We start from the raw sequence: 23130 nt of genomic DNA, 5'->3' as shown, positions 1-23130 counted from the left end.
ATAATTATTTAAAATACTACTAACAATGAACCAAAACCTCGCTTTCGCAGATTATGCGGTTTTTATTATCTATTTTATCGTAGTCTCGGTCTACGGTTACACGGTTTACCGCAAACGTAAACAAGACGAACAAGATGCTAAAGCTTACTTTTTGGCTGAAGGAAATTTAACATGGTGGGCAATTGGAGCTTCTCTTATTGCTTCTAACATCTCTGCAGAACAATTCATCGGTATGAGTGGTGAAGGTTTCTTCTTAGGAATCGCTGTTGCTGCTTACGAATGGCTTGCTGCTATTGCACTTATTATTGTGGCTGTATGGTTTATTCCTGTATATCTTAAAAACAAGATTTACACTATGCCTCAGTTCTTAAAAACACGTTACAACGAATCTACTGCTTTGATTATGGCGGTTTTCTGGTTGTTTTTGTATGTTTTTGTAAACTTAACTTCGATTCTTTATTTAGGAGCTGTTGCGATTAACGGTCTTGCTGGAGGAGAATATCTTCACGCAATCATGATCGGATTGGCTGTTTTTGCTTTATTTATTTCTCTTGGAGGAATGAAAGTTGTGGCGTATACAGACGTAATTCAGGTTGCTGTATTGATTATCGGAGGTTTGGTAACTTCTTATATCGCTTTGACAACAGTTGGTCAATACTTTGGTGTTGGTGAAAATGCAATTGCTGGTTTCAAAGTTTTAATGAAAGAAGCTCCGGAGCACTTCAAAATGATTATTCCAAAACCAACTGCAACTTCTTCACAATTAGAAATCGATAAATATTTAACTTTCCCAGGATTGTTATCTTATGCTGCTGGTATCTGGATCATCAACTTAAACTACTGGGGATGTAACCAATACATTACGCAAAGAGCACTTGGAGCAGATTTACAAACAGCTCGTACAGGTATTTTATTTGCTGGTATGTTAAAATTATTAATGCCGCTTATCGTAATGCTTCCTGGAATTGCTGCTTATGTTTTATACACAAACGGACATTTACCACAATTAGTTGGAGGAAAAGATGGTGCTTATTCTGCTGTATTAACCTTCCTTCCAACTGGATTAAAAGGACTTTCTGTTGCGGCTTTAACTGCAGCAATTGTAGCTTCTTTGGCTGGAAAAGTAAACAGTATTTCTACAATTTATACATTAGATATTCATAAAAAATACATTCAAAAAGAAGCTGGTGAAAAACAACAGGTAAACATTGGTAGACTTGCCGTTTTTGCAGCAATGCTTTTAGCTGTTTTATTTACTTGGAATGACGTTTTAGGAATTGGTGGTGTTGGAGGATTCACTTACATCCAAAAATACACTGGATTTATTAGCCCTGGAGTTTTCGCAATGTTCTTTTTAGGTATGTTCTGGAAAAGAACTACTGGAGCTGCAGCAATTGTTGGGGTAATTTTAGGATTCTTATTATCTGTTTTATTCAACGAATATGCTCCTGCTTTATTTGGAAACGATACACTTTTATACACAGCTTACCCTAACGGAAAAGGAGCTTTCGAAATTCCATTCCACATTTGTATGGGATTATCATTCTTCTTCACAATGTTGGTGATGATCTTGATGAGTTTCGCTGGTCCAAAAGTAAACCCAAAAGCATTCGAGACAGAACCTGGAATGTTCAAAGTACAGCCGCAAACTACGGTTTTAATCGTAATTACATTACTGATTATTGTGGCGCTTTATGTTAAGTTCTGGTAATAAATTATCAGTTCAATTCTCTCTATTTTTACAGCTGTTGTTTGTCATGAACAACAGCTGTAAATTTTTAAAAAAAGTTCTAAAACATAAAAATAAAAACCACTAATTTAAAAGATTTATGAATTAGATTGTCACCCTGAGCGAAGTCGAAGGGCATTCCAATTGGAATCGGGCTTCGACTTCGCTCAGCCTGACAAACAGCAAAGTAAAATCATTTTAATCCCTTTAATCTGTGGCAAAAAAAATATTAGCAATAAATTATAATAATTAAAATCATGCAGTTATCATTAACCCAAAAAATCATTATCGTTACGGGAGGCGCAAAAGGAATCGGTTTAGGAATCGTTAAGGTTCTGGCCGAAGAAAATGCCATTCCGTTTATCGTTGGACGTAACGAAAATGATAACCTAAAAGCCGTAGAAGAATTAAAAGCCATTGGAAAAGAAGCGCATCAAGTTGCCGCCGATTTGACAAAACCTGAAGACTGCAAAAAAGCCGTTGAAGCCGTTATCGCAAAATTCGGAAGAATTGACGGACTTGTAAATAATGCCGGCGTTAATGACGGTGTTGGATTAGAAAACGGAAATTATGAAGATTTCGCCGCTTCGCTTCACAAAAATTTAGTGCATTATTATTTAATGGCGCAACACGCACTTCCATATCTAAAAGAATCGAAAGGAGCCATTGTAAACATTGGTTCTAAAACTGCCGAAACTGGTCAAGGCGGAACCTCAGCTTACGCAGCTTCAAACGGTGGAAGAAATGCTTTAACCAGAGAATGGGCGGTTGAATTACTAAAATATAGCATCCGCGTAAACGCTGTAATTGTAGCAGAATGTTACACGCCACTTTACGAAACGTGGATAAATACTTTTGAAAACAAAGAAGAAAAATTGGCTGCAATCACCAAAAATATTCCTTTAGAAAACAGAATGACAACAGCAGAAGAAATCGCGAATATGGTGGTTTTTTTATTGTCTGAAAAATCAAGCCATACTACTGGACAGATTATTTATGTTGATGGTGGTTATACGCATTTAGATCGTTCTATTTAAAATATTTTTGCCACAGATTAAAAGGATTACAATGATTTTTACATCCATTTTTGTCAGGCTGAGCGAAGTCGAAGCCCACGTCCAATTGGAACGCCCTTCGACTTCGCTCAGGGTGACAAACTAAAGGGAATCCTTTTAATCTTTATAATCTGTGGCAAAACTAACCTTCGCATTATTTTTAAAATCTGAAGGCGTAATTCCCTTAACTTTTTTGAAGAGTTTATTAAAGTTCGAAGCCGTTTTATAACCGCATTCATATGCAATCTCAGACATGCTTTTATCAGTTTCTAACAATAATTTGCAGGCATTTGAAATTCTAATTTCGTGCAGATAATCTACAAAATTCTTTTTCGTTTTTGCCCTGAACATTCTGCAGAAAGAAGTTCGAGTCATATTCGCGACAGCGGCAATTTCTTCGAGTGAAATATTCTTTTTATAATTTTTATTGACATATTGAAAAACTTCAGAAAGACGATCTTCTTTCGAATCTTTCTGCATCAAAGAATAAATTTCATCATTGATATAAATTTTATCCTGACTTTCAGAAAGAATAGACAAAATCTCAAAAAGTCCGACAATAACTTCGAAGTCTTTTTTAGCAACTAACTTCTCTAGTTTTTTAGCAATCTGTTTATTCGTTTTTCCAATAATCGAAATTCCTTTTCCGGCTTGAAAAAAAAGTTCGTTGATTTTTTGGGTTTCTTTTAATTCATAAAAAGTCGGTCCGAAAATATCTTTATGAAAATATACGACAATCGAATTGGCTTTCAAATCCTCAATTCCCTGATAATATTTTTCGTCATTCAGCCAAACGTGCGGAATATCAGAACCTAAAAAAACCATATCTCCTGGTTCAAACTGCATCACCGAATTTCCTATAATTCGTTTGCCAAAACTCTCTTTTACATATACTAATTCCAATTCGGGATGCGAATGAAACGGCGCTTGAAAAAACGGTTCAATACGATTGAGCACCGAAACTTTGGTGTTAAGATAAGACGCTATTTTGGTTTGTTCCAATTTCATACTGCAAAGATAATTAAAGATTAGATACGGATAATATTGGACTATTAATCAATTTGTAAAAAGGCTAATTTTATTTTTCGTTAACTGCCCGAATTCTATACAAAATCAAAGGATTAAATTGTTATAAAATCAAAGCAGTGACATCAAAAAAAGAAAAAACAAACAACACAATGTCTGAGAATAACACAAAAAAACTGGTTGTAAAACTACATCCAGACGATAATGTATTGGTTGCCTTAACCGATCTTCAAAAAGGAGAAACCATTCTTTTTGAAAACGAAACTTACGTTTTACAAGACCTCATCAAAGCCAAACATAAATTCTACATGCAGGACATGAAGCAGGGAGAAGAAGTAAATATGTACGGTGTTTTGGTTGGAAAAGTGCAAAACGATTTGACAAAAGGAAGTTTAATGACAACCGAAAACCTTAAACATGCCGCGGATCCTTATGCGTACAGAAACGCTTCATACGAATGGAATGCGCCTGATGTTTCAAAATTCGAAAACAGAACTTTCAAAGGTTATAAAAGAAAAGACGGACGCGTTGGAACGGCAAACTACTGGCTTTTTGTTCCGACTGTTTTTTGTGAAAACAGAAATTTAGATGTTATCAGAGAAGCCTTACACAAACAATTGGGTTATGCTGTAACAGACAAATACAACCAATTTACACACGAATTACTGGAAGGTTATTTGAACGGAAATGATATTAACGATATCAATATTGAATTAAATCCAACTCCAAAAAATAAACGTGTTTTTGAAAATGTAGACGGAATTAAATTCTTAAATCACCAAGGCGGTTGTGGCGGAACACGTCAGGACGCGTCTACTTTGAGCGCTTTATTGGCTTCTTACGCTAATCATCCAAACGTGGGCGGAATTACGCTTTTGAGTTTAGGATGCCAGCATTTACAAGTTCAGGATTTTGTAAACGATGTAAAAAGACAAAACCCAGAGTTCGACAAACCATTGTTTATTTTTGAACAGCAACAGACCGAAAGCGAAGAAGTTTTGATTACAAATGCCATCAAAAAAACGTTTGAAGGTTTAATCGAAATCAATAAATACGAAAGAACAGATGCGCCTTTGAGCGATTTATGTATTGGTGTAAAATGTGGCGGAAGCGATGGTTTTAGCGGTGTTTCTGCAAATCCTGCTGTGGGTTATACTTCAGATTTAGTAATAGCGTTAGGCGGAAAAATTCTTTTGGCTGAATTCCCAGAATTATGCGGTGCGGAGCAAAATTTAATTGACAGATGCATTACGGAAGATAACGCTAAAAAATTCATAGATTTAATGGAATCTTATGATGAACTGGCACATAAAGTAGGTTCTGGTTTTCATATGAATCCATCTCCAGGAAATATCAAAGATGGTTTAATTACTGACGCCATCAAAAGCGCTGGAGCAGCCAAAAAAGGCGGAACTTCTCCTGTTGTTGATGTTTTAGATTATACCGAATTGGTTACAAAACCAGGTTTAAGTTTGGTTTGTACGCCAGGAAATGATGTAGAAGCAACAACTGGAAAAGCAGCTTCTGGTGCAACTTTAATTTTGTTTACAACTGGATTAGGAACTCCGACAGGAAACCCAGTTTGTCCTGTAATTAAAGTGGCAACAAATTCGGTTTTAGCAACTCGAATGAAAGACATTATCGATATTGACTGCGGACCAATCATTAGTGGAGAAAAATCTATTGAAGAAATGGGCGAGGAAATTTTAGAATATTGCATCAAAGCAGCAAGCGGCGAAATTATTCCGAAAGCGGTTCAATTAAACCAAGACGATTTTATTCCGTGGAAACGCGGCGTATCTTTGTAAAAGACTATTAAAAATAACTCATAAAAATTTATATCAAATGTTTTCATTACAAAATAAAAAAGCAATTATCACCGGCGGTGGAAGCGGAATTGGAAGAGCGATTTCGGTTTTATTTGCTAAACAAGGAGCTGAAGTTCATATTTTAGAATTGACGGAAGAAAGCGCAAAAGAAACAGTAGAAGAAATTAAATCCGCTGGCGGAAATGTTTTTGCTCATGCCTGCGACGTTTCAAACCATGAACAAGTAAACTCAACTTTCGAGAAAATCGGAAATATCAATATTCTGGTAAACAATGCCGGAATTGCACATGTGGGAAAAGTAGATACAACATCAGAATCTGATTTTGACCGCATCATGAATGTAAACGTAAAAGGAGTTTACAACTGTCTTCACGCTTCGATTCCAGCGCTAAGAAATTCTGGCGGAGGTGTGATTTTGAACTTAGCTTCAATTGCATGCTGGGTTGGAATTCCAGATCGTTTTGCTTATTCTACTGCAAAAGGTGCAGTTATGGCAATGACTTTATCGGTTGCAAAAGATTATTTGAATGATAAAATCAGATGTAATTCTATTTCCCCTGCAAGAGTTCACACGCCTTTCGTAGATGGTTTTATCGCTAAAAATTACCCTGGAAAAGAAGAAGAAATTTTCGAAAAACTTTCTCAATCACAGCCGATTGGAAGAATGGGAAAACCAGAAGAAATCGCAACTTTAGCATTATTTTTATGCAGTGACGAATCGTCTTTCATCACAGGTTCAGATTACCCAATTGATGGTGGATTCATTAAATTGAACAACTAAAAAAAAAATTTTGCCACAGATTTAAAAGATTAAAAGGATTTTTATATCATAACTGCTGTCAGGCTGAGCGAAGTCGAAGCCCACGTCCAATTGGAACGCCCTTCGACTTCGCTCAGGGTGACAACCTAAAGAAATCATTTTAATCCTTTAAATCTGTGGCTAAAAAAAAACACATTACTAAAAAAATTAAAATATGAAACTTATTAGATTCGGAGAAGAAGGAAAGGAAAAACCAGGAGTTTTACTAAATGAAAAAAGATATGATGTTTCGTCTATTGTAACAGATTACAACGAAGCTTTTTTTGAAAATGACGGTTTAGCAAAATTAGAAGAAGCTTTAAAAAATAATCCAGCATTGCCAGAAGTTAGCGATTCAATACGTTTAGGTTCGCCAGTTGCCCGTCCTTCAAAAATTATCTGCATCGGATTAAATTATGTAGATCACTGCGAAGAAACTGGTGCTGCAATTCCAGAAGAACCAATTATTTTCTTTAAATCAACCACTTCTTTATGCGGACCAAATGACAATTTGATCATTCCAAAAAACAGTGAAAAAACAGATTGGGAAGTGGAATTGGCTTTTGTTGTGGGTAAAAAAGCAAGCTACGTTTCTGAAGAAGATGCACCAAACTATATCGCTGGATATTGCCTTTTAAATGATTACAGCGAAAGAGCATTCCAAATCGAGCGCGGCGGACAATGGGCAAAAGGAAAAGGTTCTGATACCTTCGCTCCTCTTGGTCCAATTATGGCAACTCCAGATGAAGTTGGTGATGTAAACAATCTAAAAATGTGGCTTACGGTTAACGGAAAAACGTTCCAAAACAGTAATACATCAAACTTGATTTTTAAAATTCCATTTTTGGTTCATTACTTAAGTCAGTTTATGACATTGCTTCCTGGCGATGTTATCAGTACAGGAACACCTCCGGGAGTTGGATTGGGAATCAAACCAGACCCAATTTACATTAAAGCAGGAGACGTAATCGAATTAGGAATTGAAGGTTTAGGGACAAGTAAACAAACAGCTGTAGCTTACAAATAATAAATTTAAGATTATGGCAACTCAAAAATTCTGTCTGGCTTTAGACCTAAAAGATGATGTAGAATTAATTGCAGAATACAAAGAACTGCATGAAAATGTATGGCCAGAAATTAAAAAAAGCCTTCAAGATGCTGGAATTTTAGTTCTGGATATTTACTGCACTGGAAACCGATTGTTCATGATCATTGAAGCGGATGCCGATTTTACTTTCGAAAAGAAAGATGCGGCTGATGCAGCAAACGAAAAAGTTCAGGAATGGGAAACTTTAATGTGGAAATTCCAGCTGGCTTTACCGTGGGCAAAACCGGGACAAAAATGGATTTTAATGGATAAGATTTTTGGATTGTAATATTCAAATTTTCGTTAAAAAAAATAAAAAAGAGGATTTCAATTTTGGAATCCTCTTTTTGTTTTTAAAACAAAATGGCAATATTATTTTAACACGTAATATGTTGTTTATTAATGTTTTTAATTAATTTTAAATTATTGAAAATTAACCTTAATTAATCAACAAATGAAAAAACTTATTATTGCATGCTTTTTTATATCTGGAGCTATTTTTGCTCAGGACATGAATGTTGTTCAGGGAAATTTTGACTTTTTAAAAGACCAAAAAGAAGTCAACGTATCATTTGATTACAGTGATTTTACTATGATGAAAGAAAAAATGCCTGAAGCACAATACGTTCAAGAACACAAAGCAGATTTAGATAAAAAAGCAAAAGGCAACGGAAATATCTGGGAGAAAAAATGGATTGCAGCAAGAGAACAAATCTGGACTCCTAAATTTTTAGAAATTGCCAATACCGTTTTAACCAAAGAGAAAAAAGATTTAAATTTTCAAGAAGGATTAAAAACACCTTACACACTTATCGTAAAAACAGTTTGGCTTTTCCCTGGCTGGGATGCAGGAATTATGAAACAACCTGCAAAAGTTACAACGAATCTAAAATTTGTTGACTCCGCTAATAAATCAAATGTGTTGTTAGAAATTACCAGCGACGAAGCGCCCGGCGATCAATGGGGAAGCAATTTTAGTAATGAATCTCGACTTGGAGAAGGTTATGCAAAAACGGCAAAATCGATGTCTAAACTTATTATAAAGAAAACGAAATAAAAGCAAAAGCCCTGATTATTCAGGGCTTTGTTCTTTTTGCATATTTAATAAATACGCCATATTTGCAATTACGTGATCATGTTTTTTGACAAACGAATTTTCTTCGTTCCAAACATAACCTGCTAAAACAGCACATATTTTTTCTTTTACTTCTGGATTTTCAGGCTGATGGAAAAACAGCGTTTGTAAATTTCCTGTGTACCATTCTTGTACATAAGTTGTGAAAACGGCGATACCGCGTTTCATATATTGGGTAAATTCAACTTCCCAATCAACAGGAATTCCTTGTGATTCTTTTAAATATAATTTGGCTGCCAGCATTCCAGATTCAGTTGCAAAAGCCACTCCTGAAGAAAAAACTGGATCTAAGAATTCTGAACTGTTTCCTGTTAAAGCAAAACCGTCTCCGTACATTCTTTTTACGGCTCTTGAATAGTTTTCTAATTTAACTGGCTCAAACAAAAATTCTGTTCCAGCAAATCTTTTAATATAATAATCCGATTTCTGAATGGCATTTTTTAAAGCCTCGGCATTGTCTTTATTTTCAGAAAGCGAATTGATAAAATCTGTTGGACCAACAACGCCTAAACTTGTATTTCCGTTAGAAAATGGAATTACCCAAAGCCAAACTTCAGTCTCCAAAATATCAAAAGAAATCTGGGTTCCTTCTTCGCCTTCTGGTCTATTAATATCTTTAACATGCGTAAAAATCGAAGAATGCGGATCTAATTTTGATGGCGTATCTAAATCTAAAAGTCTTGGTAAAACGCGTCCGTATCCACTAGAATCAATGATAAAGTTGGCGTGAATTTCTTTTAGATTTCCATCTTTATCTTTTACAATCGTTTTTGATTTTTTTCCTTCAAAAGAAACTTCCAGAACTTCGCTTTCAAATTCCAGATCAATTCCTTTTCGCACAATTTCTTGCGCCATTGTGTTGTCAAAATCAGCTCTTGGAACTTGCCAAGTCCAATCCCAGCCTTCTCCAAATTTTTTGCTGAAATCGAAATTGCAAATTTCTTCACCTCTGATAAAACGAGCTCCTAATTTTTTCTCGAAGTTCATTGCATCAAGCGCCTCAAACAATTCTGCCTCAGCAAAATGGTCCATTACACGCGGAATAAGGCTTTCTCCAACAACAAGTCTCGGAAACTTTTGTTTTTCTACAACTTTAACTTTAACATTGTTTTTAAACAGATAAGATGCCGAAACACATCCAGATGGTCCTGCACCAATCACTAAAACATCAACAAACTCCTTTGTCATATTAGAATTATTATCATTAATTAACCTACATTTGCCATCATCAAAATAACTACAATTATTTTGATAAATAAAATTAAATTAGCGCAACCAAAATAGATTTGATGAATACAATAAATGAATATTTAAGTTTAGCAGAATTTGAAGCCATAATTTTTGGAAAAAATAAAGTTGCCATAAGCGATGTGGTTTTAAATCGAGTAAACGAAAGTTTTAATTTCTTGAAAGAATTCTCAGGAAACAAAGTAATCTACGGAGTAAATACTGGCTTTGGTCCAATGGCTCAATATAGAATTAAAGAGTCAGATCAAATTCAGCTGCAATATAATTTAATTAGAAGCCACTCTTCTGGAACAGGAAAACCTTTAAACGCTGAGTGCGCAAAAGCAGCCATTTTAGCAAGATTAAATACACTTTCTTTAGGTAATTCTGGCGTTCATTCTTCTGTAGTTCATTTAATGGCAGAATTAATCAACAGAGATATTACGCCTTTAATTTTTGAACACGGCGGTGTTGGTGCCAGTGGAGATTTAGTTCAATTATCGCATTTAGCTTTGGTTTTAATTGGCGAAGGCGAAGTTTTTTATAAAGGGGAAAGACGCCCAACTCCAGAAGTTTTTGAAATCGAAGGTTTAAAACCAATTCAAGTAGAAATTAGAGAAGGTTTGGCATTAATCAACGGAACTTCTGTTATGACAGGAATTGGAGTTGTAAATGTGCATTATGCCCAAAAATTATTAGACTGGTCGTTAAAAGCTTCTTGTGCGATTAACGAATTAGTTCAAGCTTATGATGATCATTTCTCTGAAGAATTAAATCAAACCAAACGTCATAAAGGACAGCAGGAAATTGCAGAAAGAATGAGAAAAAATCTTTCTGACAGTACTTTAATCCGCAAAAGAGAAGACCATTTATATTCTGGTGAAAACACCGAAGAAATCTTCAAAGAAAAAGTTCAAGAATATTATTCACTAAGATGTGTTCCTCAAATTTTAGGACCAGTTTTAGAAACTATCAATAATGTCGCTTCTATTTTGGAAGACGAATTTAATTCGGCAAACGATAACCCAATCATCGACGTAAAAAACAAACACGTTTACCACGGCGGAAATTTCCACGGAGATTATATTTCGCTTGAAATGGATAAATTGAAAATCGTTATTACCAAATTAACGATGCTTGCAGAACGTCAATTGAATTATTTATTGAATTCAAAAATCAACGAAATTTTACCTCCATTCGTAAACTTAGGAACGTTAGGATTTAATTTCGGAATGCAAGGCGTTCAATTCGTTGCCACTTCAACAACTGCTGAAAATCAAATGTTATCAAATCCAATGTACGTTCATAGTATTCCAAACAACAATGACAATCAAGACATTGTAAGTATGGGAACAAACGCCGCGGTAATTACATCAAAAGTAATTGAAAACTCTTTTGAAGTTTTAGCAATCGAATTAATTACAATTGTTCAGGCGATTGATTATTTAAAACAAAAAGATCAAATTTCGTCTACAACTAAAAAATGGTATGACGATATCAGAAATATAATTCCTGAATTTAAGGAAGACCAAGTAATGTATCCTTTTGTTCAAAAAGTTAAAGATTATTTGATCAACAGTTAAAAATTGATTTACAAATTTGCCCCAAAGAGTTTTAGTTTTTTAATCATTAAACATTGAATTTTTAAAATCATGAAAAAGACACTTATTTTTTTGTTGCTGGTAAGTATTCAATTTGTTAATAGTCAAGAATTGGCATTAGTTAAAAAGAATTCCAAAATTGGATATCTTTCTAAAGATGGATCTTTTAAAATCGAACCTCAATACAAATCGGCTAGAAGTTTTTCTGAAGGTTTGGCCGCTGTAGAAAACGGTGGCAAATGGGGATTTATTGATGCAAAAGGAACTTGGGTAATTCCAGCCGACTTTAAAGATGCCAAAGATTTTAACAACGGAATTGCCGTTGTGCAAAAAGATAAAGAATGGGTGTATATTAATACGAAAGGAGAAATCCAAAAAGCGCCTACATCTGACAAAGTATTTGATTTTAATGACGGCGTTGCTTTCATCAGACAAAACAATAAAGTAGGTTTAATCAACAATAAAATGACTGTTGTTCTGGAACCAAAATATGATCAGATCAAGCCATTTGAAAATGGTTTTGCAAGAGTAGAATTAAACAAAAACTGGGGAATTATCGATACTAACGGAAAAGAACTAGTTGAACCTGCTTATGCTGAAATCGGAAATTATTTTAAAGGAACAACCTGGGCAAGAAAAGACAAAACTTTCGGATTGGTAAGCGGTGGAAAATTTATTCCTGTTGATGGAGCCGAAAAAATCTGGGATTTCGAAACTCAAGATTTGACTTTTGCTAAGAAAAACGGAAAAATTGGTTATATCGATTTGAAAGGAAACTGGGCAATTCTTCCTATTTATGATAAAGGAAAAGCTTTCTCCAAAAATCTAGCGCCAGTTTTAGTTGGAAAAAAATGGGGATTCATTAATCCAGAAGGAAAATTTGTGATTGAACCAACTTACAGCGATGCAGAAGTTTTTAGTAAAAACGGTCTTGCTCCAGTAAAAGAAAGCAATTGGGGATTCATCAATGAATCTGGAAAATTAGTTATTCCAACACAATATGGAATTACTACTAATGGAATTATCGCCATGTTTACACAACAAGATAAAGGATTTATTGGTGGCGTTGCAAGAGTTAAAAACGAAGGAAAATGGGGATTTCTTAACCCAGACGGAACGGTTTTAGCGAATCAATGGTTTGAAAATGCTGAACTATTTTCGAAATCTGAAAAACCTCAACCTATTGCTACTCCTGCCGAAGCTCCAAAACAAGAAACAAAAACAACCAAACCAGCTGCAAAATCGACACCGAAACCAGCAGCCAAGAAAAAGAAATAAATTTCACTTATGAAGTGTGTATTAGTAACAGGCGGTTCTAGAGGAATTGGAAGTGCTATTTGTAAAAAATTAGCCGTAGAATCCGATTATCATATTCTGATTAATTATCATTCGAATAAAACGGCTGCCGAAGAAACATTACAAGAAATACAAAAATTAGGCGCAACAGGAGAAATCTTAGGTTTTGACGTTGCAGATTTTGAGCAAGTACAAAACGTCTTAAACAAATGGCAGGAAGAAAATCCTGAAAAATTGGTTGAAGCGATTGTAAATAATGCCGGAATTACAAAAGATGGTCTTTTTATGTGGATGACACCACAAGACTGGAGCAGCGTAATGAATACAAGCACAAACGGATTCTTTAATGTGACGCAGTTTTTCATCCAAAAAATGCTTCGCAATAAATATGGTCGAATTGTAAATATCGTTTCTGTATCTGGAGTAAAAGGAACTGCAGGACAAACTAATTATTCGGCTGCAAAAGGTGCTATTGTTGCTGCTACAAAAGCCTTGGCACAAGAAGTAGCAAAACGAAATATTACGGTAAATGCTGTTGCTCCAGGTTTTATCAAAACAGATATGACGAGTGAATTGGACGAAAAAGAATTATTGAAACTTATTCCAGTAAATCGTTTTGGCGAAGCCGAAGAAGTTGCAGATTTGGTAAGCTTTTTGATTTCTAAAAAAGCAAGTTATATTACAGGAGAAATTATCAATATTAACGGAGGAATATATTCTTAAAGAATACTATGTTTGCGAAGTTTGTTTTTAAGTTTTTTATTTAACAACGAAAATTGCTCGCAAAGACGCAGAGTCGCAAAGTTTTATTAAAAACCTTAAATAAAAAAGCACTTTGCGACTCTGCGTCTTTGCGAGATTAAAAAATAAAAAATAGATAAAAAACTTTGTGCATTAGTTTTAAAAATGACACTTTAAGGATAAAAAATTACTTTGAAAGACGATGAATAGAAGAGTTGTAATTACTGGAATGGGAATTTATTCTTGTATCGGAACTTCTTTAAACGAAGTAAAAGATTCGTTATACGAAGGAAAATCTGGTATTCAGTTTGATTCTGAAAGAAAAGAATTTGGTTTCCAATCTGCTTTGACCGGAATGATTCCGAAAGCCGATCTTAAAAATTTATTGACGCGAAGACAACGTATGAGCATCGGTGAAGAAACCGAATATGCTTATATGGCAACTATAGAAGCATTAAAAAATGCCAACATCGACGATGCTTTTTTTGATGAACACGAAGTCGGAATTATGTACGGAAACGATAGTGTTTCTAAAGCTATTATTGATGCTACAGACATTGTTCGCGAGAAAAAAGACACGGCGTTAATTGGTTCTGGTGCAATTTTTAAGTCGATGAATTCTACGGTAACAATGAATCTTTCGACGATTTTTAAACTTCGAGGAATCAATCTTACTGTAAGTGCAGCTTGCGCAAGCGGTTCTCATTCTATCGGATTGGCTTATTTTTTAATCAAAAGTGGTTTTCAAGACATTATAATTACTGGCGGCGCTCAGGAAATCAATAAATATGCGATGAGCAGTTTTGACGGATTAGGTGTTTTTTCTAATAGAGAAAGTGATCCAGAAAAAGCCTCAAGACCTTTCGATTCTGGTCGCGACGGATTAATTCCGAGTGGCGGTGGCGCAACCTTAATTTTAGAAAGTTATGAATCTGCCATTGCTCGCGGAGCCAATATTATTGCAGAAATTAGCGGTTACGGATTTTCTTCAAACGGAGGACATATTTCTACTCCAAACGTCGAAGGACCAGCAACAGCAATGAAACGCGCATTGGATGATGCAAATTTAAAAGCCTCAGATATTGAATATATAAACGCACACGCAACCTCAACTCCAGTTGGCGATGCAAACGAAGCAAAAGCTATTTTTGAAGTTTTTGGCGAAAAGAATCCTCCTGTAAGTTCTACAAAATCGATGACAGGGCACGAATGCTGGATGGCTGGAGCAAGCGAAATTATTTACTCTATCTTAATGATGCAGAACGATTTCATTGCACCAAACATCAATTTGGAAAATCCAGATGAAGATGCTTCAAAATTAAATTTAGTTAAAACTACGTTAAACAAAAAATTTGACATATTTTTGTCCAATTCTTTCGGGTTCGGAGGAACCAACTCTGCGTTGGTGGTTAAAAAGTTTAAATTGAACGATGAATAAAGAAGATATTATAGCAAAAATAAATGGTTTTTTAGTTGATGAATTTGAAGTAGACAATGACGACATTGAACCAAATGCTAATTTAAAAGATACACTTGGGTTAGATAGTCTGGATTATGTTGACTTGGTAGTTTCAATTGAAGCAAACTTTGGTGTAAAACTAGTTGAAGCAGATTTTGTTGGAATTTCTGATTTTCAAAGTTTCTATGACCTTATCGAAACCAAAATAAAAGCCAAATCAGCTTAAATGAGTCAATGGGATGGTAAATCCAAAGGAACTGTTTTAGGGTATAGAATATTCGTTTTTTTGATTCAGAAAGCGGGTGTAAAAGCCGCTTATGGTTTACTTTACTTTGTTGCTTCTTATTATTTTTTATTTTTAAGAAAAAGCAATAAAGCTATTTTCTATTATTTTAAAGAAAGACTTCAATACTCCTATTTCAAATCTAAAAAAATGGTTTTCAAAAGTTACTACAATTTTGGACAAACTATCATTGATAAGATTTCCATTTCGGCTGGATTGCGAAATAAATTCACCTACGAATTTGACGGAATCGAAACGCTCAAAAAATTACTTGCCGAGAAAAAAGGCGGTGTTTTAATTAGCGCACACGTTGGAAATTTTGAAATTGCAGAACACTTTTTCGGAGAAATCGATCTCGATTTTCAAATCAATTTAGTGACGACAGATTTAGAACATTCTGCCATCAAAAATTATCTCGAAAGTGTTTCTAAAAAACCTACGGTAAAATTCATCATTATCAGAGAAGATTTATCGCATATTTTTGAGATCAATGCGGCGCTGGCAAATAACGAATTAATCTGTTTTACGGGCGATCGTTATTTTGAAGGAACAAAATCGCTTTCAGAAAATCTTTTAGGTCAAGAAGCCAACTTTCCGGCCGGACCATTTTTAATTGCCTCACGATTAAAAGTTCCTGTGGTTTTTGTTTACGTAATGAAAGAACCAAATCTTCACTATCATTTGTATGCAAGAGAAGCCGAAGTAAAACATCGAGACGAAAAAGCGCTTTTAAAAGAATATGTAAAAAGTCTAGAAAGCATTCTAGATCGATATCCTTTACAATGGTTCAATTATTTTGATTTTTGGAATCAAATAGAAAACAAGAATTCATTGTCAAAACAATACTGAAACACCTTGTTTTTACCCGATTTTTTGCAATAAATTAAAAAATCGTCAATTCTGGATGAATCGCAGAGATAAGAAAATTCGTTTAAATAAATTTACCTATTTTTGCTAACCACCAAAGCCAGAAAACCTAAATGAAAAATGTTCTCATAATTTATTATTCTCAGTCTGGACAACTGGAATCTATTGCAAGAAACATTGCAAAACCATTTCTAAACTCAGAAGAAATAAATCTCACTTTTCACGAAATACAACTAGAAAAACCGTTTCCGTTTCCGTGGAATAAAGATTCGTTTTTTGATGCTTTTCCAGAATCTTTTTTACAGATTCCGACAGCATTAAAACCAGTTCCAGAAGAAATTTTAAATACAAAATTTGATTTGGTCTTATTTCATTATCAGGTTTGGTATTTATCACCTTCAATTCCGATTAATTCATTTTTGAAAAGTGATGACGCCAAAAAAATATTAAATAATACGCCTGTAATTACGATCAGCGGTTCTAGAAATATGTGGATTATGGCGCAGGAAAAAATCAAAGTTTTATTGAGAAAAGCCAATGCCAATTTGGTTGGAAATGTAGCTTTGGTCGATCGCGTTGGAAATTTAATCAGCGTGATTACAATTGTAGAATGGATGTTTTCGGGAGTTAAGAAAAAATATTTAGGTGTTTTTCCGCTTCCTGGAGTTTCAGAAAAAGACATACAAGAATCAGATAAATTTGGAGAAATCATGCTGGATTCTTTGCAAAAAAATAATTTTACCGAATTGCAACCAAAATTAGTAAACGCTGGTGCAGTAAAAATAAGTTCATATTTAGTAACTGTTGACAAAACGGCAAATAAAATTTTTACCAAATGGTCGAACATCATTTCTAAAAATCAAAAAAACCGAAAACAACTACTTAAAGTATTTAATGTTTATTTATTCCTTGCGATATGGTTAATTTCACCAATAGTGTATATATTGCACCTTATTACCTATCCGCTTAAGTTAAAATCTATAAAAAAAGAAACTCAATATTATCAGGGAGTTTAGAAGACGAAATTTAAATTATGTTTGAAGTATATATTACAAAAGCTGCAAAATATTTGCCAAATGAAGCTGTTTCTAATGACGAAATGGAAGCCTATTTAGGTCTTATCAACGATACTGCTTCAAAAGCAAGACGTATTATTTTGCGCAATAATAAAATTACAAGCCGATATTACGCTGTTGATAAAGAAGGAAAAAGCACTCACAGTAATGCCGAATTAACAAAAAATGCCATTTTACCGTTATTCGATCAAGATTTTACACCTCAAGATTTAGAAGTACTTTCATGCGGAACCTCAACTCCGGATATTTTTTTGCCTTCACACGCTGCAATGGTTCATGGTTTGCTAAAAAATAAATCGGTAGAATTAAACTCTTCAACTGGAGTTTGCTGCGCTGGAATGAACTCATTGAAGTTTGGTTATCTTTCTATAAAATCTGGAAATTCAAAAAATGCAATCTGCACAGGATCAGAAAAAGTTTCTACTTGGCTGAATGCTCAAAAATACAATCATGAGGCTGATAATTTAAAAAGCCTTGAAGAACAACCTATTATTGCTTTCAAAAAAGATTTCCTTCGTTGGATGTTATCTGACGGTGCGGGTGCTTTTTTATTAGAAAACAAACCACGTGGACCAATTTCACTGAAAATAGAATGGATGGAAGCTTTTTCGTATGCATACGAATTAGAAACCTGCATGTACGCTGGAGGAGATAAATTGGAAAACGGAGAAATAAAAAGTTGGAGCGATTATGCACCAGAACAATGGCTGAACGAATCTGTTTTCTCAATTAAGCAAGATGTAAAATTACTAGATGAATTTATCCTGTCTAAAGGTGCAGAAAGCATGAAAGACGCAATGGATAAAAACAACATCAAATCTGACGATATTACGTATTTTATTCCTCACGTTTCTTCTAATTTCTTTGTTGAAGGATTAAAGAAAGGATTAACAGAAAAAGGAATCGGGATGAGCGATGATAAATGGTTCATGAATCTTTCTAGAGTTGGAAATGTAGGTTCTGCCTCTATTTATCTGGCTTTAGAAGAATTAATGAATTCTGGAAACTTAAAAAAAGGAGATAAAATTCTTTTATCAGTTCCAGAAAGTGGAAGATTTTCTTTCGCGTATGCGTATTTAACAGTTTGCTAATGGAAACAATGGCGCTTTTAGAAAAAGAAACGGTCGAAAATTTATTGCCTCAAAAGTTCCCTTTTGTAATGGTTGATGCTATGCATTCTTACACTGAAACTTCTTTGGTTTCTGGTTTAAAGATTCAGCAGGATAATATTTTCGTAAAAAATGACATTTTTCTTGAAGCTGGTTTAATTGAACATATGGCACAATCTGTTGCTTTGCATACTGGATATCAATTTTTTCTAAAAAATGAAATTGCTCCAACGGGATATATTGGTTCTATTAAGGAAATTGAAATTAAAAAACTGCCTCAATTAAACGACAATATTCAGTCTGAAGTAACTATTTTGCAAGAGTTTGCAGGAATCACTTTAGTGAATATTGTCACGAAATTAAATAATGAAGAAATTGCAAACGGACAAATGAAAACCGTTTTAGCCAAATAATATATGATTTTGAATACCGGAGTTGACATACAAAATTATTTACCGCACCGAGCGCCAATGCTTATGGTCGATTTAATTTTGGATATTGATGCCAACTTTGTAGAAACCATCTTTTTGATAAAACAAGACAATATTTTTGTTCAGAATAATGTTTTTATCGAAGCAGGTTTAATAGAAAATACGGCGCAGACTTGTTCGTCTATTGTTGGAAAAAAATACTTTTTTGACGAAGACGGAACAGAAAATGAAAACGTAAATGTAATTGGATTTATCAGTGCCTTAAAAAATGTAAAAATTCATTCGTTGCCAAAAGTCGGCGAAACCATAATTACCAAAGCAAATTTAGTTTCAAAATTTGCTGGCGACGATTACACTTTATGCACGATGAGCTGTAACAGTTCTGTCGAAAATCAGATACTCTTAGAATGCGAAATCAACTTGTTTATTCAAAAAACGGTTTCGGTTTCGTAACAATTCCTCTTGAAAATATAACTAGGTAATGGAAAAAGATAAAGTACCTCAGGATCAAAGTAACTTAACAAAAAACAACGTAAAAGAGCTTTTGTACGCTACAGATGAAAATGGCAATTATACCACAACATTAAGCACTGGCTGGGAACCCAAAACAATTGCACTTTCAAATTCTATCGACGAAATAAACGAAAGAATTGCCGATGCCAAACAACAAGTTTTAAATGGCGAAGCAAGTCCGATTGTGTATTTTATGGAAGTCAACAAAATGGATCTTACTATTTTGTCTAGTTATGTAGGTTTTTGGAAATGGCGCGTAAAAAGACATTTTAAACCAAGTGTTTTTGCAACATTAAGTCATAAAATTTTGCAGAAATACGCCGATACTTTTGAGATTTCAATTGAAGAATTAAAAAACAGCATTACCAAATAAATGGAATTAACTTTCACACATCATCAGTCTGCTCATTGCGAGAATGGAGTAGCGTCAAATCTGCTAAAAAATAGCGGACTAAACATCAGCGAACCGATGGTTTTTGGTATTGGCTCAGGTTTATTTTTTGTATACCTGCCTTTTATAAAAGTCAATTATGCTCCGGCAATCAGCTACAGAACTTTGCCTGGACAGATTTTTAATAAAGTGGCAACTCGTTTAAATTTAAAAATAAAAAGACAAAAATTTTCATCAGTTTCAAACGCGAATAAAGCTTTAGATGAAAATTTAAAAAATAATATTCCAACGGGATTACAAGTTGGCGTTTACAATTTAAGCTACTTTCCAGACGAATATCGTTTTCATTTCAACGCGCACAATTTAGTCGTTTATGGCAAAACCGAAACTGATTATTTAGTGAGCGATCCAGTTATGGAAACCGTTACAACATTAACACACGAAGAATTAGACAAAGTTCGTTTTGCTAAAGGTGCTTTTGCACCGCGCGGACAAATGTATTATCCAATTCAAGTTCCGAAAGACGTCGATTTAAAAAGCGCCATTATTAAAGGAATAAAAAATACGTGTCGGGATATGTTGGCGCCAATGCCAATTGTCGGTGTTCGCGGAATCAAATTTGTTTCTAAGCAAATTAGAAAATGGCCTATAAAACACGGAACCAAAAAAGCCAATCATTATTTGGCGCAAATGGTTCGTATGCAAGAAGAAATTGGAACTGGAGGCGGGGGTTTCCGTTTTATTTATGCAGCATTTTTACAGGAAGCTTCGGTTATTTTAGGTAATGAAGAACTAAAAGAACTTTCAAAAGAAATGACAAAAATTGGCGATTCATGGCGAGATTTTGCTGTTGAAGCTTCAAGAATTTATAAAAACAGAAGCGCCAAAGAAGATGCGTACAACACTATTGCCGATGAACTTTTGGACATTGCGAATAGAGAAGAAATCTTTTTCAAAAAATTAAAAAAAGCGATTAGCTAAGAATATATTTTGCAGTCTATCATTCAAATAGAATCCCTTTCGAAAAAGTACAAAAATGCAGAAATGTATTCTTTGAACAACGTTTCGCTAAACATAAACGAAGGTCAGATTTTTGGTTTATTAGGTCCAAACGGAGCTGGAAAAACTACTTTAATTTCCATGCTCTGCGGATTGGTAAAACCAACTTCTGGACATTTTTCAATTGATGGTTTAGATTATCAGCATCAGGCTTCAAAAATTAAAAAAATTATTGGTGTTGTTCCTCAGGAATATGCTTTATATCCGACTTTAACGGCGAGAGAAAATCTGCATTATTTTGGAAGTATGTACGGTTTGAAAGGTTCTGATCTAAAAGACAAAGTAATCGAAGCTTTGGATCTTTTGGGTTTATTGAAATTTGCAGATAAACAAGTTCAGACTTTTTCGGGCGGAATGAAACGTCGCGTTAATCTAATTGCTGGAATTCTGCACAAACCAAAAGTGTTGTTTTTAGATGAACCAACAGTTGGTGTCGATGTGCATTCTAAAGCTGCGATTATCGATTATTTGAAAGTTTTAAACGAAAGCGGAACGACCATTATTTATACTTCGCATCATTTGGCTGAAGCCGAAGATTTCTGCACGCAGATCGCTATTTTAGATCAAGGACAGATTTATGCACAAGATACTCCATTGGCATTAATTGAAGCTACGAAAGATGCCCGAAATCTCGAAGATGTTTTTATTTCATTAACCGGAAAAGCGTTGAGAGATGATATATAAAATTTGGATGTCGGTGGTAAAAGAATTCCTTTTGCTAAAAAGAGATTTAGGCGGATTGATTATTTTATTTATAATGCCTTTGGTTTTGGTGATTACTGTGACTTTAATTCAAGACAGCACTTTTAAAGCTGTAACCGATTCTAAAATTCAGATTCTAATTGTCGATAATGACAAAGGTTCTGTTGCAAAAACGGTTTTTGAAAATTTAGAAAAAAGCAATTTGTTTACAGTAGTAACTAAAATTGACAACAAACCTGTAACAGAAGAAATTGCCAAAGAAAATGTTTACAAAGGAAAATTTCAATTGGCAATTGTAATTCCACAAAACCTAAGTTCTGACTTACAGACAAAAGTAGATCAGAATGTAGAAAAAATTGTGAGCAATTTAGGTTTGACAGATAGCACTGCAACAAGCGAACCTCAACGCATTATAAAAGAAAAAGAGGTAAAACTATATTTTGATCCAGCGGTTCAAATGAGTTTCAAAAATGCAGTTATGAGTTCGATTGACAAAATGATTTCGCAGATTGAAACAAAATCAATTTACAGCACTTTTCAAAAACAATTAGGAGAAGAAACTATCGATTTTGAGCAGAAAAATTTCATCAGTTTTAAAGAAATAATTCCGAAGATTAATAACAAAGAGATTCGTCCTAATTCGACGCAACACAATGTTCCGGCATGGACACTTTTTGCAATCTTTTTTATTGTAATTCCGTTATCTATTAATATTGTAAAAGAAAAATCACAAGGAACTTTTGTTCGATTAAGAACCAATCCAGTTTCTAATTTGGTTGTTATTATTGGAAAAACTATTACCTACTCGATCATTTGTATGATTCAGTTTTACATGATGGTTGCTGTTGCCGTATTCTTATTTCCGTCTATCGGATTGCCTTCTTTAAATATTGAAGGACATTTATTGATGATGAGTGTTGTGGCTTTATTTTCAGGTTTTGCAGCAATCGGATTCGGAATTTTATTAGGAACCGTAGCAAGCACACAAGAACAATCAGCTCCTTTTGGCGCAACAAGTGTGATTATTTTAGCTGCCGTTGGTGGCGTTTGGGTTCCCGTTTTTGCCATGCCAAAAATTATGCAGATTATTGCTAAATCTTCACCAATGAACTGGGCATTAGAGGCGTTTTACGACGTTTTATTGCGCAGCGTTTCGTTCTTAGAAATCATTCCAGAAATAAGTTTATTATTTTTGTTTTTCATTATTACAACTTCCATCGCATTATTTTATGATAAAAAGAAAAGAGCAGTTTAACGAGGCTACAGACTTGACCGTTTCACACGAAATCAGAATTCGTTTTAACGAAACAGATCCGCTTGGAATTGTTTGGCACGGAAACTATATTACTTATTTCGAAGATGGACGTGAAGCGTTTGGCCGCCAACACGGACTTACATATTTAGATATTGCGGCAACTGGTTACACAACTCCAATTGTAAAATCGACTTGCGAACATAAATTGTCTTTGCGTTACGGCGATGTGGTAACAATCGAAACAACGGTTGTAGACACGCCAGCTGCCAAAATGATTTACCGTTTTAAAATTATTGATGAAAAAGGAGAAGTTGCCTGCACAGGAGAAACAACTCAGGTTTTTTTAGATGCAGCAGGAAATTTGATGTTGACGAATCCGCCTTTTTATGAGGAATGGAAACGAAAAGTGGGATTGTTGAAGTAGCCACGAATTTCACAAATTTTCACGAATTAAAAATTG

Annotated in this window: 24 protein-coding genes; 22 read left to right on the top strand and 2 right to left on the bottom strand. The window is 34.5% G+C overall.

The annotated features are described in order from the left end of the window. Window positions 1-25: 25 nt before the first annotated feature. Window positions 26-1711 carry a sodium/sugar symporter gene (locus NYQ10_RS05195; protein ID WP_289879197.1) on the top strand — a complete coding sequence of 562 codons (1686 nt, stop codon included), beginning with the start codon at window positions 26-28 and terminating at the stop codon, window positions 1709-1711. Between the two features lie 275 nt (window positions 1712-1986). Then, window positions 1987-2766, top strand: coding sequence for an SDR family oxidoreductase (locus tag NYQ10_RS05190; RefSeq protein ID WP_289879196.1), 780 nt, complete (start codon window positions 1987-1989; stop codon window positions 2764-2766). A 135-nt stretch (window positions 2767-2901) separates the two neighbouring features. Here NYQ10_RS05190 and NYQ10_RS05185 read toward each other — a convergent pair whose 3' ends face one another. Beyond that, window positions 2902-3792 carry an AraC family transcriptional regulator gene (locus tag NYQ10_RS05185; protein WP_289879195.1) on the bottom strand — a complete coding sequence of 297 codons (891 nt, stop codon included), beginning with the start codon at window positions 3790-3792 and terminating at the stop codon, window positions 2902-2904. A gap of 170 nt (window positions 3793-3962) precedes the next feature. On the opposite strand from NYQ10_RS05185, the gene NYQ10_RS05180 reads away from it, so the two are divergent. From NYQ10_RS05180 to NYQ10_RS05160, 5 genes are all read left to right on the top strand, one after another. Then, window positions 3963-5618 (top strand): UxaA family hydrolase, encoded by a 1656-nt coding sequence (locus NYQ10_RS05180; protein ID WP_289881009.1) that lies wholly within the window; start codon window positions 3963-3965, stop codon window positions 5616-5618. Between the two features lie 37 nt (window positions 5619-5655). After that, a complete protein-coding gene (locus NYQ10_RS05175; protein ID WP_289879194.1) occupies window positions 5656-6420 on the top strand; it encodes an SDR family NAD(P)-dependent oxidoreductase in 765 nt (254 codons plus the stop codon). Window positions 6421-6613: 193 nt separating this feature from the next. Then, complete coding sequence (locus tag NYQ10_RS05170) at window positions 6614-7465, top strand: fumarylacetoacetate hydrolase family protein (protein ID WP_289879193.1); 852 nt, start codon at window positions 6614-6616, stop codon at window positions 7463-7465. Window positions 7466-7478: 13 nt separating this feature from the next. Next, window positions 7479-7814, top strand: coding sequence for an L-rhamnose mutarotase (locus NYQ10_RS05165; protein WP_289879192.1), 336 nt, complete (start codon window positions 7479-7481; stop codon window positions 7812-7814). A 165-nt stretch (window positions 7815-7979) separates the two neighbouring features. Beyond that, window positions 7980-8582: a hypothetical protein gene (locus NYQ10_RS05160; RefSeq protein WP_289879191.1), complete on the top strand. Its 603-nt coding sequence runs from the start codon at window positions 7980-7982 to the stop codon at window positions 8580-8582. Between the two features lie 15 nt (window positions 8583-8597). Here the strand turns inward: NYQ10_RS05160 and NYQ10_RS05155 are convergent, their stop codons facing one another. Continuing rightward, window positions 8598-9848: an NAD(P)/FAD-dependent oxidoreductase gene (locus NYQ10_RS05155; RefSeq protein WP_289879190.1), complete on the bottom strand. Its 1251-nt coding sequence runs from the start codon at window positions 9846-9848 to the stop codon at window positions 8598-8600. Between the two features lie 101 nt (window positions 9849-9949). On the opposite strand from NYQ10_RS05155, the gene NYQ10_RS05150 reads away from it, so the two are divergent. The 15 genes from NYQ10_RS05150 to NYQ10_RS05080 all read left to right on the top strand — a co-directional run bounded on the left by NYQ10_RS05150 (window position 9950) and on the right by NYQ10_RS05080 (window position 23094). Beyond that, window positions 9950-11470: an HAL/PAL/TAL family ammonia-lyase gene (locus NYQ10_RS05150; RefSeq protein WP_289879189.1), complete on the top strand. Its 1521-nt coding sequence runs from the start codon at window positions 9950-9952 to the stop codon at window positions 11468-11470. Window positions 11471-11539: 69 nt separating this feature from the next. Continuing rightward, a complete protein-coding gene (locus tag NYQ10_RS05145) occupies window positions 11540-12766 on the top strand; it encodes a WG repeat-containing protein (protein WP_289879188.1) in 1227 nt (408 codons plus the stop codon). A gap of 9 nt (window positions 12767-12775) precedes the next feature. Beyond that, complete coding sequence (fabG, locus tag NYQ10_RS05140) at window positions 12776-13507, top strand: 3-oxoacyl-ACP reductase FabG (RefSeq protein ID WP_289879187.1); 732 nt, start codon at window positions 12776-12778, stop codon at window positions 13505-13507. A gap of 220 nt (window positions 13508-13727) precedes the next feature. Continuing rightward, window positions 13728-14963, top strand: a complete 1236-nt coding sequence (locus NYQ10_RS05135; protein ID WP_289879186.1) for a beta-ketoacyl-[acyl-carrier-protein] synthase family protein — start codon at window positions 13728-13730, stop codon at window positions 14961-14963. Continuing rightward, window positions 14956-15210 (top strand): acyl carrier protein, encoded by a 255-nt coding sequence (locus NYQ10_RS05130; protein WP_276171421.1) that lies wholly within the window; start codon window positions 14956-14958, stop codon window positions 15208-15210. Before NYQ10_RS05135 ends, NYQ10_RS05130 begins: the two co-directional genes overlap by 8 nt. Beyond that, complete coding sequence (locus tag NYQ10_RS05125; protein WP_289879185.1) at window positions 15211-16116, top strand: LpxL/LpxP family acyltransferase; 906 nt, start codon at window positions 15211-15213, stop codon at window positions 16114-16116. A 131-nt stretch (window positions 16117-16247) separates the two neighbouring features. Beyond that, window positions 16248-17150, top strand: a complete 903-nt coding sequence (locus NYQ10_RS05120; protein WP_289879184.1) for a dialkylrecorsinol condensing enzyme DarA — start codon at window positions 16248-16250, stop codon at window positions 17148-17150. 17 nt (window positions 17151-17167) lie between these two features. Next, complete coding sequence (locus NYQ10_RS05115) at window positions 17168-18301, top strand: beta-ketoacyl-ACP synthase III (protein WP_289879183.1); 1134 nt, start codon at window positions 17168-17170, stop codon at window positions 18299-18301. Next, the gene (locus NYQ10_RS05110; RefSeq protein WP_289879182.1) at window positions 18301-18732 is read left to right on the top strand and encodes a hypothetical protein; all 432 of its coding nucleotides are present in this window, start codon (window positions 18301-18303) and stop codon (window positions 18730-18732) included. Before NYQ10_RS05115 ends, NYQ10_RS05110 begins: the two co-directional genes overlap by 1 nt. Window positions 18733-18735: 3 nt before the next feature. Beyond that, entirely contained in the window at window positions 18736-19203 is a 468-nt protein-coding gene (locus NYQ10_RS05105) for an ABC transporter permease (protein ID WP_289879181.1), read from the top strand. 28 nt (window positions 19204-19231) lie between these two features. Beyond that, a complete protein-coding gene (locus NYQ10_RS05100) occupies window positions 19232-19636 on the top strand; it encodes a hypothetical protein (RefSeq protein ID WP_289879180.1) in 405 nt (134 codons plus the stop codon). Further along, the gene (locus NYQ10_RS05095) at window positions 19637-20635 is read left to right on the top strand and encodes a BtrH N-terminal domain-containing protein (RefSeq protein ID WP_289879179.1); all 999 of its coding nucleotides are present in this window, start codon (window positions 19637-19639) and stop codon (window positions 20633-20635) included. It abuts the gene before it with no gap. 63 nt (window positions 20636-20698) lie between these two features. Beyond that, entirely contained in the window at window positions 20699-21397 is a 699-nt protein-coding gene (locus NYQ10_RS05090; protein ID WP_289879178.1) for an ABC transporter ATP-binding protein, read from the top strand. After that, window positions 21387-22670, top strand: coding sequence for an ABC transporter permease (locus tag NYQ10_RS05085; protein ID WP_289879177.1), 1284 nt, complete (start codon window positions 21387-21389; stop codon window positions 22668-22670). Before NYQ10_RS05090 ends, NYQ10_RS05085 begins: the two co-directional genes overlap by 11 nt. Beyond that, window positions 22645-23094, top strand: a complete 450-nt coding sequence (locus NYQ10_RS05080; RefSeq protein WP_289879176.1) for an acyl-CoA thioesterase — start codon at window positions 22645-22647, stop codon at window positions 23092-23094. The genes NYQ10_RS05085 and NYQ10_RS05080 overlap by 26 nt, the downstream gene beginning before the upstream one ends. Window positions 23095-23130 lie beyond the last annotated feature (36 nt).

It is taken from the genome of Flavobacterium johnsoniae, assembly GCF_030388325.1.
Taxonomy (GTDB): domain Bacteria; phylum Bacteroidota; class Bacteroidia; order Flavobacteriales; family Flavobacteriaceae; genus Flavobacterium; species Flavobacterium johnsoniae_C.
The sequence above is the reverse complement of the archived record's forward strand: the minus strand, read 5'-3'. Positions and strand labels throughout refer to the sequence as shown.